This is a genomic window from Streptococcus salivarius (assembly GCF_002094975.1).
GTDB lineage: Bacteria > Bacillota > Bacilli > Lactobacillales > Streptococcaceae > Streptococcus > Streptococcus salivarius_D.
This window is the reverse complement of record NZ_CP015283.1, coordinates 1,575,762-1,591,948: the sequence shown is the minus strand read 5'-3', so window position 1 is coordinate 1,591,948 and position 16,187 is coordinate 1,575,762. Positions and strand designations below refer to the sequence as shown.

Sequence of the window (16,187 nt, the reverse complement as noted above, 5' to 3'; positions counted from 1 at the left end):
TTTAGAGTTCAGCAAGAATCGCTTTTAGCAATCCTTTGAAATCTCCTTTGACACGCTCAGTCACTTCCACCACTTCTTCGTGGTTCAATTCTTCTTGGAAACCAGCCGCAAAGTTAGTAATACATGAGATACCAAGAACTTTCAAACCAGAGTGAGCTGCAACAATAACCTCAGGAACTGTAGACATCCCAACAGCATCTGCCCCTAGTGTCTTATAAGCACGGATTTCAGCTGGAGTTTCATAAGTTGGACCAGTCACACCGATATAAACACCATCATCCAATTTGATACCAAGTTTATCAGCCACTTTATGAGCGGTTTCACGGTATTCAGGTGTGTAAGCTTTAGACATATCAGGGAAACGTGGACCAAAATCATCCAAGTTTTCACCGATCAATGGGTTTTGACCAGTCATGTTAATGTGGTCAGTGATGGCCATCAAAGTACCAGGGCCAAAGCCGATACCACCTGCTGCATTGGTTACAACAACTCCTTCACATCCAAGAGCTTTCATAACACGTACAGGGAAAGTAACGACTTCGAGCGGATTTCCTTCATAAAAATGGAAACGCCCTTGAAGAGCCAAAACCTTACGTCCAGACAAAGTTCCGTAAACAAGTTTTCCAGCATGACCGACAACCGTTGATTGTCCCCAGTTTGGAATATCCGCATAATCAATAACAACTGCGTCTTCAACTTCTTCAGCCAACTCACCAAGTCCAGAACCCAAGATTAAACCGAACTCAGGTTTTTCAATTCCTTTGCTTTCCAAAAACGCTTGAGTAACTCTAATTTTTTCAAGTAACGACATGTTATTTCTCCCTAAATTTTATTTCATTCTTAAAAAATGACCAATTTTTGAAAAAGTTCTTGCATTTCGAATGGTTATATCAGGATAAAAATGTGTTTTCAATAACTTCTTATGATAAGCTGTTTGGCTATAAGTTGATTTATCATACTTTACCCAGTAGACACCAAGTTGACCAAAATGAAGTATTTCATCTTTCAACTCTAAAGAGTTAATAACCTTCTTCATTTCGTTCTTATCAAGTCTTTCAGTGAATAAGAGGACGTCTTTTCTATAGAAATCATCCTCCCACCACTTAGGTAATGAGGCCACTTCATTTTGATAATCTTCAAGAGTAAAAAGAGAAAATACCTTAATAAATGGATAAGCCTTATTTAGAAATTCCTCTAAAACTAAGAGGAGTTCCTCTTTCATCAAGGTAGAATCAAAGAAAAGATTTCCACTATTTATATAGGAAGAAACATGTGACATACCGAGTTCTTCTAATTCACGACAAAATTCCTCCATGACTACCTTGTGACGACCACCAACGTTTATCCCACGAACCAAAAATGCATAGCGCTTCATTTTAGATAAGTTTATCCAAGAAGCTTTCACCAATCATGGCTTTATCTACACCAAAGTTTTCAGCGACAGTTGCTGAGATGTCAGAGAAATGACCTACTGGAATAAGTCCATTTCCTTTGAATGATGGGCTATAAGCCAAGAAAGGAATATACTCACGAGTATGGTCTGTACCTGCATAAGTTGGATCATTTCCGTGGTCTGCTGTAATCATCAAGAGATCATCTTCACGCATAGCAGCAATGATTTCAGGCAAACGTTGGTCAAATTCGTGCAAGCAATCACGATATCCATGTGGGTCACGACGGTGTCCATAAAGAGCATCGAAGTCTACCAAGTTTGTGAATGAGAAACCATGTTTGAAGTCTTCAGAAGTCATAGCTTTAATCAAATTATCAATACCGTGACTATTTGATTTGTTGTGTCCCATATCATGGTTGATACCAGCTCCGTTGAAAATATCATTGATTTTACCAACGGCATAAGTATCGATACCAGCTTCATTCAATTTATCCAAAACAGTTGGTTCAAATGGTGAGACAGCCAAATCACGACGGTTAGATGTACGAGTGAAGTTTCCAGGCTCACCAACGTAAGGACGCGCAATGATACGCCCTAGAAGAGCTGGACGCTCAAGAGTAATTGAACGCGCATATTCACAAATACGATACAACTCATCCAAAGGGATAACGTCTTCGTGTGCAGCAATTTGAAGAACTGGGTCAGCTGAAGTGTAAATAATCAATTCACCAGTTTCCATTTGACGAGGTCCAAAGTCTTCAATAACAGCTGTACCTGAGTATGGTTTATTAGCTTCACGAATGACTTTACGGCCTGAGAATTCTTCAATTTTAGTGAGAATTTCTTCTGGGAATCCGTTCCAGAAAGTATCAAAAGGTTCAGTAATATTGAGACCCATGATTTCCCAGTGGCCAGTCATCGTATCTTTACCAAGAGACACTTCCTGCAATTTTGTTGCATAACCAGTTGGGTTGCTTTCTGCTGGTACTGTTTTCAAAGGTGTTTCACGAGGAATATTTCCTAGACCAAGCTTAGCCATATTTGGCACATTCAATCCTACAGATTTAGAGATGTGACCAAGGGTATCTGAAGCACCGTCTGGCACACCTGCATTGACAAAGTCATTGGCATCTGGAGCAGCACCAATTCCTACTGAATCAAGAACGACTAAATGCATTCGGTTAAATTTGGACATAATAACACCACAAAGAGCTAAAATCTTTTCGAAATTACCTCTTGCCTTTCTATATTATTTAATAGTTTGAAAATAATTAATTAGTTTTCCTCATTAAAAGTGAGGGGAATAAAAATCGGACTAGGCCTTAACTTCAACGACCTTAACACCGTCTTTTCCTGCAACGATGACTTTGTTAACCATGCCATTGAACAATCCATGATCAACAACCCCTGTCATAGCTTTTAGTTCTTCACCAAGAGCTACTGGATTTTCAATCTTACCTAAATCAAGATCGATGATATAGTTCTTCATATCTGTAACAAAGCGGTCACCTTGCTCCGTAAGTCGGAATGATGGCTTATAACCCTTCGACTCAAAGACACGATACAGACGATCAGCACCATATTGAACCACTTCAACTGGTAATTTGAAAGCACCTAATTGATCAACCATTTTAGACTCATCAACCACCCAGATATATTCTTTTGTAGGTGTAGCGACAATTTTTTCCATCAAAAGGGCACCACCGCCACCTTTAATCCCGTTGAGTTGAGGGTCTACTTCGTCGGCTCCATCAACAGTAACATCAATACTGTCAATGTCATCCACTGCCTTCAAAGGAATGCCTAAGCCCTCAGCTTGTTTAGTGGTTTGACTTGATGTCGTTACACCAACAACACTAAGACCTTCTTCCTTAATACGACGGCCAATTTCCTCTACGAAGAAGTAAGCTGTTGACCCTGTACCGAGTCCAACAACCATTCCATCTTCAACATATTTGGCAGCGGTTACACCAGCGATTTTCTTAAGTTCTTCCATGCTCGTCTCCTTGCATCTTTCTATAATAGTCGTTCAAGACAATTATAACATGTTTCACCAGTAAATAGAAATGAAATGAGGGAGGAAAACCGAGCAAAAATAAAAACTAGATCCTAAATAGAATCTAGTTTTGATGGGGAACTAATTTAATAGCACCACTTAATCTTCTTTACGACGTTTGAAGAATCCTACAAAGGCTGCAAAAATCATTGAAAGAAGTCCAATCAATCCAGCATTGCTAGTGTGCTCACCAGTTTGTGGCAACTCAGCTTGAGGCACTACAGGAACTTCAGTATCTGGAGTTGGTGTAGTTGGTGGTGTCACTGGAGTTGGAGGAGTAACAGGTGTTGGTGGTGTTTGTGGAGTAGTCGGTGGAGTTGGTGGTACCACGTGAGACTCTCTCTCAACGACATAGTTCTTGTGCCATACAACACTTGGTTTTTCAGGAGTTTTAGGTTCTACTGGTTTAGCAGGAACTTCAACTACTTTTGGTGTTGGTGGCGTTGGTGCCGTTGGACCTGTTGGTGGTGTTGGTTCTTGTGGTTTACCAGGAACTTCAACCACTTTTGGTGTTGGTGGCGTTGGTGCCACTGGCTCTTTTGGAGGTGTTGGTTCTTGTGGTTTACCAGGAACTTCAACCACTTTTGGTGTTGGTGGCGTTGGTGCCACTGGCTCTTTTGGAGGTGTTGGTGGTGTTGGTTCTTGTGGATTGATACCAACTGTTTTAACCACTGGTTTAACCGGTGCTGTTGGTGGTGTTGGTGCCTTAGGTTCTTCAGGTTTTTCACCTGGATTCTTAGGCAAACCAAGGTTAGAGTTGATTGCGAACCAATAAACTGTTGGTGCACCATCAGCATTTGCACCTTCAGCAGTAAATACCAAGTGACCATTAGTCATCTTGATACCTGCACCTCCATAGTAGAGGTAAGGTGAATCAGCGTTATCCCAACCTGTCAATTCTGATGTTGTCTCACCATTAAAGACTGCACCGTGGTCAATGTATTGGTTATCATTGACTGATGTTACTTCTTTAGTAGCAGCATCATAAGTAACTGATGATTTTGGAATAGCGATGAATTGGTTATCACCAATATTTACATATTCTTGGTGGCGTGTTGATTGGTATTTTTTCTTAGGTGTGAATGTAATCAAACCAGTTTCAGCAGAAACACTGTATGAACCAATAACATCATCTTTATCACCAAACGTATAATCTTGGTTACCAAGAGCGTGGCCATTACCACTACCTGAAGCATTAAGAGTTGTTACATCAGTTGGAATTTCACGTGAGACAACCCATTCTGAACCATTCCAGTCAGAGATAGGAACCACTACCTTAAGTGGGTTCTCATCTGAAACGTTAACAGTAGCTCCACCAAAATCTGCGTAACCAGATTTTGTAACAACTTCACCGTTTTGGATTGCCAAAGTAGAACCATCTGCGTAAGGATTGTAAGTACCGCGAACAGTATTACCATTAACGTCTTTCGCTTCTACTGTAAGTGGACGTGGGCGCTCAGATGTTTCAACATAAGCTGCACCGTTCCAGTGGTTAAGTGAGTTAAGTGCTACGATAGCATTACGCTCACTAAGGTTGAACATTTTACCATCTTTATCGTAAAACTCAACATCTACAGCTACTTTAACCGGTTTATCTTGATCAGTTGACGCTCCAACTGTCATAGTTACTGTTGGATCCTTACTGATTTTCGCGATACCTTTTCCGTCGTTTGATGGAAGGCTAACGATTTCGTAACGGTATACAACACGTTTGATTGCTGATGCTTCATTCTCAACAAGCATGCTTGATTGGTTCAAACCATCATAAGTAACAACAAATTTGTCACCTTCTTTAACTTGAATCCACTCGTCTTCAGTGTTTGTCCAAGGGCTATTTGAAACAATGTCAGATGCTTGTAACTTGTTAGAGTCATATTGGAAAACATTACTTGTGTTAAGACGCTCTTGTGCTTCTTTTGTCAAGTAGTTGCTTACACCTTCAACTTTGTGTGTCGCATCGTTTTCACGTTGGAAAGTCAATTCTTGAACAACTTCAGCATCTTTAAGGTTACGATATACAGGATCATTCATGTATTTATCGTAAGCTGTTTTAGCATCTTGGTATTGTTTAAGTGCTGTTTGGTAGACAGCTAATTTGTTTTGATACTCAAGGTACTCTAGGTCATATTTAGCTTTTTGCTCATTGTAGACAACCAAGGCTACTTCGTACTTAGCTTTAGCATCTGCATTGTATTTTTCAATAGCTTGTTTTGTTTCAAGATCTGCTTCATAAGCTGTTTTCTTAGCGTTATAAAGTTCAAGATTCTTGTCATATGCTGCTTTTTCTACATCATATTTAGCTTTTGCTTCATTGTATGCTGCTAGCTCAGTTTGATATTTAGCTTCAGCTTCAGCGTTACGTTTTTCCGTAACAACTTTTTCAGCTACTTTATTATCATAGTTAGCTTTTTCAGCATTGTATTTGGCTTTATCGCTATTGTACTGAGCAAGAGCTGCTTCATAATCAGCTTTTGCTTGGTTATATGTTGCCAATTCTGCTTGGTATTTAGCTGCAGAAAGCGCATTTTCTTTATCAGCGGCTTCTTTTTCTGCTACCTTAGCATCATAAGTAACTTTCTTAGTCTTGTACTCTGAAAGAGCTGAGTCATAAGCTTGCTTAGCAATTTGGTATTGCTCTGAAGCTTTATCATAAGCTGTTTTTTCAGTATCATATTTAGCCTGAGCTTCAGCATTTGTTTTATCAGCAAGTGCTTTCTCAGCTAATTTTGCATCATAGTTTGCTTTTGCTTTATCATAGTCAGCTTTATCTGACTTGTATTGTTCTTTAGCCGCTTTATAATCAGAAACGACTGTATTGATTTTCTCTGCTTGTGCTTTATTATCTGCAGCAGCTGCTTCAACAGTTTCTTTGGTTTGAGCAGGTTCTTCCTTAACCTCAACCCCTTCGTTAGTTGCAGCTGTTTTTGCAGCTTCTAAGCTTGTATTTGTTACTTCACTCGTTGTAACAGTTGTGTTACCTTCCTCAGTAACGTTAACAACTTTCTTTTCAGTTGAATCTGCTACGGCAGAAGTGCTTTCTTCAACAGCATCTGTTGCTTCAACTGCTGGTGTTGCTGAATCTGTAGTTGTTGCAACTTCATCAGCGCTTGCATTTGAACCTCCTACTGCAAGAACTGCAGTCCCCAAAAGAACAGAAGCCGCACCAAGGCTAGACTTCCTGAGTGAATAACGTTGTAATTCCTTTTTCCCCATTTAAATTACGTCCTTCTATATTTAGTTATGCTCATATTCTAACAAAAGAAAGAACCATGTCAATTTGAGATATCTCATAAAAATACCCATTCCTTTAAACTCTATTAGATTCTTAAATTCAAATACTTTTTAATATCAAAGTATTTGATAGACAAAATCCTATTGTGAATAGTGTTGACATTACAAATAGAAGGTTTAATTTTATAATAGATAGATTGATTCGCTTTAATATTTTTATTGGAAAGATTATGAAAAAAATCAACTATAATTGTACTGACCTCCAAAAGTTAGACAGAAAAATCTAACTCTTGGAGTGTAGTTCAGAGCTTAGACTATTTATAATTATCACTTAAAACTACTCATCCCTACGGGTAACTATACCAGTAGGTTACTCTTACACTTTTAAGCTCCCCCTAACTGATAAAATGCTTAGTTTTGGAGATATTGATTAACATGCACAAGACCCAACCTCATGTATTCTACACTCTTTTTGTTGCAAAATAAATGAAAGAGTTGACTAATAATTGCTCAGTACTTTTCATAAATAATTTGATATCTATATTTAGATGAAAGACTTTCAATTCCATTGTGACATTTTTTGACACATTACTAGAAGTTTTTTGAAATCACTAGCATGACTAGTGATTTTCAAGAAATAAAAAAATCCTAAAACCAAAGATTTTAGAAAGTCATTAGTTTTTATATCTTAGGCTAAAAACTTAGTAATGGAACTTCTTAAAAAATGCTAACATTTATCACTAACAAATCATCGTTATTATTAGCGTTTTTTCCTACTTAATGTAGAATATCAAACAATATTGAAGTCTTAACAGTAACCGGTACCTTGATATTTACTATAGTACCTGAATCGTTCAAGTCATATACCGAAGTTTGTATTGTACCACAAACCTACGAAGAGCAAATTAAGTACCACCATAAACAGCCAAAAAGTTAAGTTTAACAACGATATCACCTACGAATTTTCGTAATAATATTGAGTAGAATTGTTAGTGTCAAAAAGACAGTTGCTCACGTTTATATAGACACATCAACTGCAACAGCAAAAGTTATCGCTGTTGCTCATTCTACAACTCCTTTTAGTTAAAGTGTTTTAATTAAATAAACCAGCTTTAAATCCATCCTACTCACCAAACCAAATCTTAATTTCTCGAGCCGCAGATTCATCTGAATCAGAGCCATGAACAATATTTGGAATCATGTCACCATCTGGTGCTGTTGCAAAGTCTCCACGAATCGTTCCAGGTGCAGCATCGCCTGGATTAGTTGCTCCCATCATATCACGCCATGACTTGATAACACCTGAACCAGAAATAATACCAATCACTGATGGACCACTCATCATGAATTCTGCAATGCTAGGGAAAAAAGGTTTATCAACCAATTGAGCATAATGTTCTTTAAGTCGTTCTTCATCAAGTGTCAGCATTTCCATTCGTTCAATAATGAAGCCACGACGTTCAATACGATCAATAACTTGTCACATCAAGTGTCGTTTTACAGCATCTGGTTTAATAATAAAAAATGTTTTTTGCATGTTCCCAACCTTCATTGTTTTCTTTTCATTCTACTATAGGAAGTATCATTTTGCAGACCAAAACCTTATATAGTCTTAAACTATACCCACAGAAAGAAAATAACTATTTTCAATCGAAATAAATAAAAAGTATTATAGTTGTAAAATCTTATTTTGAGGTGAATCTTATGACAAAATCTAAATTTCAATTAGTTGGTTCTCTCCTTCGTCCTGCAGATCTCCGTAAATACAAGGACGAAATCGAGCACCGTGACGATATCCAGTATCCTTTCTACGATGCCCTCCACGGTTATCAAGAAACTGAAACTGCAGATATTAAGCAAATTGTGGCTGACCAACAGGCTAACGGTATTGATATTCTTACTGATGGTGAGTTTGGGCGTTCTATGTGGCACTTGGACTTTGTCTGGGGTCTCAAAGGTATTGAACGCTACATTGCTGAGCACGGTTATACATTCAAAGACCACGATGGCGGACAATATGAGACTCGTAAAGATATTGGTATTCGTATCACTGAACCACTCTCAGGTAAAAACCACCATTATCTAGATATCTATAAATTGGTTAAAGCTGAAGCTGGTGATGAAGATACTAAACAAACTATCTGGGGTCCAGCTCATGCTTATACTGAACTTGCTATCTTTGACCGTTTGGCTGGTCCTGGGCAAGTCTATGAAACTAATGAAGACCTCAAAAAAGGTTTGATTAATGCCTATAAAGAATTCTTGGAAGAATACAAGGCAGTAGGTGGAAAAATCGTTCAATTTGATGACTGTCTCTGGGAACTCTTTGACCCATCAAACCCTGCAAGTTTCTTTGCGGAAGCTAATTCTGATTTGGCAGAATTGGCTGATGAGTTTGTAGCTATCAATAACGAGGTTGTAGACTATGCTCACGAACTTGGTTTAACGGTTTGGACACACAACTGTCGTGGTAACTATGAAAGCCGTTCTGCTGCCGAAGGAACTTACGAAGCCATTGCTAAGAAGTTCTTGGCAGAGCAACACTATGATCGCTTCTTCCTTGAATGGGACAGCGATACTGCTGGCGACATCAAGGCTCTCGAAGCCCTCAAAGACAGCAAGGCTGAAGTTGTACTAGGACTTTTGTCATCTAAAACAACTGAACTTGATGACGAAGAACGTGTTCTTGACTTGCTTGAAAAAGCTAGTCAAATCCTTCCTAAAGAGCGTCTCTTCCTTTCTCACCAATGTGGTTTCGCCTCATGTGACTCAGGTAATGAATTGGCAACACCACAACAATGGGCTAAAATTAAACAAGGTCAAGATATCGCTAAGAAATTCTTTGGTTAATTGAATACTTTTAGATCTGAAAAATCCCTTACCGCATTCGGTAAGGGATTTTAATGTTGACTAAGCTTGAATAAAAGGTTGTAAATCTTTAAGAGCACGCTCAGCAATTTTTTCGTAACGCTCTTTCTTGTCACGAATACGTGGACCTTCCAACTCTTTGATAATACCGAAGTTAACATTCATTGGTTGGAAATGTTTACTTTCAGCGTGAGTCACATAGTATGGAAGACTACCGATAGCTGTTGTGTGAGGGAAGATGACTTCTTCTTCACCCTTAAAGAGACGGGCAGCATTGATTCCAGCAACCAAACCTGAAGCAGCTGATTCAACATAACCTTCAACACCGGTCATTTGCCCTGCAAAGAACAAATTAGGGTTTGATTTTGATTGGAAGGTTTGTTTTAACAAATTTGGCGAATCCATGTAAGAGTTACGGTGCATAACCCCATAACGTACAAATTCAGCATTTTCAAGTCCTGGAATCATTTGGAAGACACGCTTTTGCTCGCCCCATTTGAGGTGGGTTTGGAAACCAACGATATTGTAGAGGCTACCAGCCGCATTGTCCTGACGAAGCTGAACAACCGCATAAGGTGTCTTGAAATCACCGTCACGTGGTCCTTTATAATCCTCAGGATACTCCAAACCAACTGGTTTCATAGGGCCATAGAGCATTGTCTTAATGCCACGTTTAGCCATGACCTCGATAGGCATACACCCTTCGAAATACTTTTCTTTTTCAAAGGAATTCAAAGGAGCTTCTTCAGCTGTTGTCAAGGCCTCATGGAAAGCCATGAACTCTTCCTTAGTCATTGGACAGTTTAGATAAGCTGCTTCACCCTTGTCATAGCGTGACTTAAGGTAAACCTTGTTCATATCGATAGTCGCTTTATCAACGATTGGTGCAGCGGCATCATAGAAATAGAAGCCATCTCCACCGTTAAGCTCATGAATTTTTTCAGCTAGAGCATCAGAAGTCAATGGTCCTGAGGCAATAACTGTAATGGCATCATCAGGAATTTCTGTGATTTCTTCACGGATAACTTCAATTAATGGATGATTTTCAATTTCCGCTGTAACAGCTTCTGCATAACCTTCACGGTCCACCGCCATGGCACCACCAGCTGGCACACGGTGAGCTTCTCCATTACGCATAATGATAGAGTCCAAGCGACGCATTTCTTCTTTAAGAAGCCCAACAGCATTGGTCAAACTATCTCCACGGAAAGAGTTAGAGCAAACCAATTCTGCAAAATTTGTTGTCTTATGCTGTGGTGTTGCTTTGACCCCACGCATTTCATAAAGTTTTACTGGAATACCACGTTTGGCAATCTGATAAGCCGCCTCGGATCCGGCCAAACCAGCTCCAATCACGTTAATATAATCTGCTTTTGATTGAGACATGACACTAATACCTCTTCGGGAACAAGATAGAATCCTGCCCCCACAAATCTTTCTTCATTTTACTCTTAGTAGTATAGCAAAAAACTCCTCATCTGGCGACTAGGAGTCATCTGTATTTAAAGGGGTAAAATGATAGTCACTCTAGCACCACCTGTGCCATTGTCATTTGAAAGAGAAAGACTACCGTGGTGTAAGCGAATAATATCATTAGCAATAGTCAGACCAAGTCCACTATGATTGCGGCTCTGTCTACTTTTATCCTCTTGATAAAAGAGCTGAGTGGCCTTTTCAAGTGATTCAAGGGAAAATCCAGGACCAGAATCAAGGCAGATAAACTTGAATTCATCATCTTCTACCCTAGCAGTTAAGAGCAACTGACTACCACTAGGCGTATGCTCTACCGCATTCGAAACGATATTCATAAAAGCTCGATTCAACAAGGACCTGTCCCAATTGCCTATGGTTTCTTTCTCAATTTCCTTCTTGTCAAATACCACATTGATTTGTTTCGTTTGAGCTAATGACAAGCTTTGATCGTAAATGTCTTCAATAAATTCCTTAACTGGAATTTCTTCAAGCGTCAAGGTTTTCTTCAAACTCGTTTTGTTGAGTTCAGACAACTCTCTCACATAAGCATCAACCTGTGCAATCCCTTTTTGAAAATGCTCTAACAAATCCGTCTGTTCTGCATCTAAGGAGGTCATAGCTAAGAGTTCTGCATTCCCGCGGGCGACTGACAGTGGTGTCTTTAAATCATGTGTCAGGGCAGAAATCTGATTTTGTTTATCTTGCTCTGACTTCCAATTTTCCATCAAAGACTCACGAAGTGCTACTCGCATATGATCCAAACCATTTAAAACCTGGTTAAACTCAGTAATTTTAGATTTGGACGTTTGAAAATCCAAGTCTTGCTCTGCTATTTTCTCTGTTGCCTTCAATATTGGTCTCAACTCTCGACTCAATTTACTAGCATAGTAAAAAGTTAAAGTAATAAATATGAGTAGGATAGACACCATCATTGAGCCAATCATCAATAGATCAGCATTGGGAAAATGCTGGTTCATCCACTCATTACGGTACCGAGGTGATAGTTGATAATTGACAATGACTATGCCATCTGACCGTTCAAAAGACTGAAAATAGCCGTATATTCCACCGTGAGCATTCTTGAATTGGTAATTTAGTAAGGATTCTTCTTGCAAGTTAACTGGCATGTTAGACTTTTTAAGCTTAAAATCTCTAGTCAAAAAGACATAGCGAGTACCATCGGGCAAGACATCTGGATTAAATACCTTAGAAGTTTCAATTTCATTCCTGACAGCAGACAAATCACTTTCTACCTGATTTGCTGGAAACACAACGCCAAAACGATAAGACAAGCTGAACAAAGACAAAATAAGCAGGCTACTGATTGCTGATAGAACTGTAAGACTGACGACATAAGATAATAAGATTGTTCTTAGAGAGTGTTCTCGTTTTTTAATTAGTGCCACTTGTAACCAATCCCCCAGACTGTTTCAATAGGATTTTGCCCAACATTTTTGAGCTTTGCACGGATATTTTTGATATGTTCAGCCACTGCTGTCGGACTCCCTTTATCCTCATAGCCGTACAAATGCGTGTAGATTTGCTCTTTGGAAAAGACTTGGCCCTTATTTTCAGCCAGAAACTGACAAATACGATATTCTGACCTAGTCAAATCTAACAACTGATTCTCAACATAAAGCTCCTGAGCAGACAAATCAAACTGAATATTTTCAATTAATAGCTTATGGTGGCGCTCACGATGTTCACGTCTCAAGTGAGCAGCCACACGCGCTTGAAGTTCTTTAATCCCAAATGGCTTACAAATATAATCATCTGCACCATAAGTCAACCCCTGGACAATATCTGCCTCTTGTGTTTTAGCTGTAATAAAGAGTATAGGACAATCCACCTGATCCCGAATGTCATGACAAAACTGGAGACCGTCAACATCAGGCATCATAATATCCAGTAAAATCAAGTCAAACCGTGGCAACGAGTTCTTATCCAAATCTAAAACACTTGTAAGCCCCGTCACCTTATGATTTTGGAGCTCTAAAGCCTTTACAACAAATTGAACAATATCTTCCTGATCATCAACGACAAGTATCTGAGCCATAACCTCTCCTTTCATACAAAGTACCCTTATCATATCATCTATAGAAGATAACTGACAAGGCGTAAAGTAGATAAATATGTGTTGGGTAAAAGACATAGAACAAATATTTTGACCCTTTACCTCTTTGACCGTTATAACAAAGCATTAAGGGAGCTGCAAATATTTCCATCCATTCAATGTATTTAAACATTAAATCGTGAAAAGAAGGTCTACTTAGAACAATCGCTATTAGTGCCCAAACTAGACTAACACTCACAAAAGCAAGCACTTCTTTCTTAAGATTCTTGTGACAAAGATACATAGCGATACCAGTCAAAAGTAACCACGTTCCTCCATCGCTGATAAATGTATGAACTGGTAGCACTGTAAAATTGAGTAATTTAAGTAGAAAACCTAACATAGGTTTGTTCACACTTAGCAGATAAAAAGGCAACATTAGCAATGGGAGTAATATTGGAAAAAGTAAGGTTGGGATTCCTTTTAGATATTTCCTTTCTTGAATCCAAGCGATACCTTGAAGAGCAACGAGCAAGATAACGAATGATGACAACATCATATTTTGTGGAAAGAAACCATCTGGCCTTACAAGAGGATGTAAAAAATTATAAAATCCAAACTGAATCAATCCCATCAAAATAGCTAAAGCATAAATCCTTAGGAAGTATTTTTTTCGATTGTGTGTATGGACGAAACCTTCAATCACAGCAAATAGAAATAAGGGGGCCGCTAATCTCCCAATCATAGTAAACCAAATGGGTATTTTTCCTGTATATTCAAAAAAATATTGAATATGGTCGAATACCATAGTAATTAGGGCTATATATTTGAGTTGGAAACCTGATAGACTAAAACGTTTCATAATAACTCTCCTTTCTTTTCATCCTTAGTATAAAAAACAAATTAACTAACATAGTTTACTTTTCCGACAAACTACTAACCAAATTTTAGGATAACCACGAAAGACTAATACACTATCTATGTTATTTCTTATATTATTTTTTGGTTCTATAATCTATTAAACATATAAATAACAAAGTCACCCCAACAATCCATAAAGGAAGGGAATTGAGTTGGCTCCAATCACTAAGGATAAGGCTATTGAAAGGTAAAGCAATAGGAAGCCAATGAGTAGACAAGAAAACTTTATTACTAGCAAAAATAATAAAAATAATTTCAACCATAGAGATTATAATATTACTAACACTGTTCAGACTCACTTGTATAAAGTAGTGAAAATGATTAAGAAAGACTATTAACATCCAACTTGATAGACTTACTACAAATCCATTAACACTATTCATAAGAAGGAGGTTTATGATAAGCCAACTGAATAAAGAAGGTAGGCTAAGGACTATGTCTGATATTAAAAGTTTAGCCAACCATAAACGTCTTTGCTTAGGATAACTCGATATTTCTTGATAATGATTAGCGTGTTTTTCTTGTTCAATCCCTAAAATTGACAAAAATGATGTCAATAGCGGATAGCATAAAAAAGATAATATGGCTAAATTAGTTAGAGAAAAACCATTAGGAACGAAGCTCACATACATTGGAATTGTAATGATCTCTAAGACAGCAAAACTGAGAATAAGATAAAGACCGAAAGTATTCTTAAATTTTAGTAACTCACTCCTTAGCATTTAATTGCCTCCTTTGAAGTGAAAAAGATAAAAACAATGTCACTACTATTGATAGTATCATCGTAAGTAACACTTGAAGAATGCTAGTATGATTCGTATTTACAATAATATCCCCCGATGGTTTAAGATTTAATAAAAATTGAGCTATTTTATAGTGATAAGTATAGGGGAAAACGAACCAAAGTGGACTCTGAGCAATAAAGGGTGCTATTAAAAGACAAACCAATGTATTAAGAACTAATAGGATGAATTGACTCATGTATTTAGACATTAGGTAAAGTAAAGGAATGTTCCATAAAGTTGTCATCCAAATTAAGATTAAGGAAATAGCTGTTTTAGGAATATTTATTGGAATAAAACCTGTGTAAATAAATGCAACGAGACTGAGGAAAGCAAGTAAGAATAAACTAGAAATCAATGTCCTCATTCCTATAAGCACCATTTTCATCAAGATAATTTTCCAAGTGAAATATCCATTTGTAACATTTTGAAAATGCCCAGCCTGGTCTTCTAAACGTCTATCGACTATAAACAAAAGACCATTTACAAGATATAAAAAGATAGCTTCCCACCAATAAACCGAGAAAGGAACAAAAATCTGTAACCCTCCCATTAAAAAGGCTATAAGAACGGTTAAAAATGGTATGATGATTAAGAATTTAGTAGTTCCTAAATGTCGTAATTTGAGCAATTCCGAATAGAATATCTTTTGCATATCACTAACCCCCATGAACAATTTTAAAGAAGAGTCTCTCAAGACTATCTACATTTTTGTTTTCACCATCATATTGAATCTTACCTTTATCGAGAATAAGAATATGATCAGCAACCTTACTAATTTCTAGAAGTTGATGACTGGAAACTAGAATTGTCATTCCTTCTGCTTTTAAGGAACGAATAAGGTCTAGCAGTTCATTAATTCCATCAGGATCAAGTCCATTAGTAGGCTCATCTAGAATTAAAAATTGGGGATCAGTTAAAATAGCCATACCAATCCCAAGTCGCTGCTTCATACCTAATGAAAATTTACCGGCTTTTTTCTTTCCAGTATTTGAAAGTCCAATTATTTCTAAGGTTTCAAAAATTTTGGAATCAGGAATATCATATAACAACGCTTTTGTTTTTAGATTATCAAAAGCTGAAAGATTGTGATAAATTGCAGGTGCTTCGATTAATGCACCTAATAAATGTTTGTTTTTGGATGATCCATCAAATCGAATTTCTCCACTACTTTTTTGGACTAAACCAAAAAGAATTTTCATCAGAGTTGACTTACCAGCACCATTTACTCCTAATAGACCAGAAACTGTTCCAGATTCAATTGTAAATGTGATGTTGTCTAAAATAGTCTTATCTTTGTAGGATTTTGAAAGTTGTTTAACAGTTATTTGCATTTGTACACCTCTTTTAGAATAGTTCTGTTTTCAATATAAGCTTATATTTATCTAATATCAGAAAACCACTTAATCT

At 37.7% G+C, this 16,187-nt stretch carries 12 protein-coding genes and 1 pseudogene; 1 reads left to right on the top strand and 12 read right to left on the bottom strand.

Annotated features, from left to right (window positions below):
- Position 1: 1 nt before the first annotated feature.
- From V471_RS07445 to ndk, 6 genes and pseudogenes are all read right to left on the bottom strand, one after another.
- Entirely contained in the window at positions 2 to 811 is an 810-nt protein-coding gene (locus V471_RS07445) for a purine-nucleoside phosphorylase (RefSeq protein ID WP_004182449.1), read from the bottom strand.
- Positions 812 to 829: 18 nt separating this feature from the next.
- A complete protein-coding gene (locus V471_RS07440) occupies positions 830 to 1,375 on the bottom strand; it encodes a DUF1697 domain-containing protein (RefSeq protein WP_004182448.1) in 546 nt (181 codons plus the stop codon).
- A 1-nt stretch (position 1,376) separates the two neighbouring features.
- Positions 1,377 to 2,588, bottom strand: a complete 1,212-nt coding sequence (locus V471_RS07435) for a phosphopentomutase (protein ID WP_004182447.1) — start codon at positions 2,586 to 2,588, stop codon at positions 1,377 to 1,379.
- A gap of 120 nt (positions 2,589 to 2,708) precedes the next feature.
- On the bottom strand, positions 2,709 to 3,389 hold the full coding sequence (rpiA, locus tag V471_RS07430; RefSeq protein ID WP_002884973.1) for a ribose-5-phosphate isomerase RpiA: 681 nt from the start codon (positions 3,387 to 3,389) through the stop codon (positions 2,709 to 2,711).
- A gap of 159 nt (positions 3,390 to 3,548) precedes the next feature.
- The gene (locus V471_RS07425) at positions 3,549 to 6,662 is read right to left on the bottom strand and encodes an LPXTG cell wall anchor domain-containing protein (RefSeq protein WP_084871343.1); all 3,114 of its coding nucleotides are present in this window, start codon (positions 6,660 to 6,662) and stop codon (positions 3,549 to 3,551) included.
- A gap of 1,141 nt (positions 6,663 to 7,803) precedes the next feature.
- Positions 7,804 to 8,217: pseudogene (gene ndk / locus V471_RS07420) on the bottom strand (nucleoside-diphosphate kinase).
- A gap of 167 nt (positions 8,218 to 8,384) precedes the next feature.
- On the opposite strand from ndk, the gene V471_RS07415 reads away from it, so the two are divergent.
- Positions 8,385 to 9,530: a cobalamin-independent methionine synthase II family protein gene (locus V471_RS07415; RefSeq protein ID WP_004182444.1), complete on the top strand. Its 1,146-nt coding sequence runs from the start codon at positions 8,385 to 8,387 to the stop codon at positions 9,528 to 9,530.
- 60 nt (positions 9,531 to 9,590) lie between these two features.
- Here the strand turns inward: V471_RS07415 and trmFO are convergent, their stop codons facing one another.
- The 6 genes from trmFO to V471_RS07380 form a co-directional block, all read right to left on the bottom strand.
- Entirely contained in the window at positions 9,591 to 10,934 is a 1,344-nt protein-coding gene (trmFO, locus tag V471_RS07410; protein ID WP_013990517.1) for a methylenetetrahydrofolate--tRNA-(uracil(54)-C(5))-methyltransferase (FADH(2)-oxidizing) TrmFO, read from the bottom strand.
- Between the two features lie 116 nt (positions 10,935 to 11,050).
- Positions 11,051 to 12,427 carry a HAMP domain-containing sensor histidine kinase gene (locus V471_RS07405; protein ID WP_111686572.1) on the bottom strand — a complete coding sequence of 459 codons (1,377 nt, stop codon included), beginning with the start codon at positions 12,425 to 12,427 and terminating at the stop codon, positions 11,051 to 11,053.
- Positions 12,418 to 13,077: a response regulator transcription factor gene (locus V471_RS07400; RefSeq protein WP_004182441.1), complete on the bottom strand. Its 660-nt coding sequence runs from the start codon at positions 13,075 to 13,077 to the stop codon at positions 12,418 to 12,420. Before V471_RS07400 ends, V471_RS07405 begins: the two co-directional genes overlap by 10 nt.
- A 34-nt stretch (positions 13,078 to 13,111) precedes the next feature.
- The gene (locus tag V471_RS07395) at positions 13,112 to 13,936 is read right to left on the bottom strand and encodes a TraX family protein (RefSeq protein ID WP_004182440.1); all 825 of its coding nucleotides are present in this window, start codon (positions 13,934 to 13,936) and stop codon (positions 13,112 to 13,114) included.
- A gap of 767 nt (positions 13,937 to 14,703) precedes the next feature.
- On the bottom strand, positions 14,704 to 15,432 hold the full coding sequence (locus tag V471_RS07385; protein WP_229039796.1) for a lantibiotic immunity ABC transporter MutE/EpiE family permease subunit: 729 nt from the start codon (positions 15,430 to 15,432) through the stop codon (positions 14,704 to 14,706).
- A 4-nt stretch (positions 15,433 to 15,436) separates the two neighbouring features.
- A complete protein-coding gene (locus tag V471_RS07380) occupies positions 15,437 to 16,111 on the bottom strand; it encodes an ABC transporter ATP-binding protein (RefSeq protein ID WP_004182437.1) in 675 nt (224 codons plus the stop codon).
- Between the last annotated feature and the right edge of the window lie 76 nt (positions 16,112 to 16,187).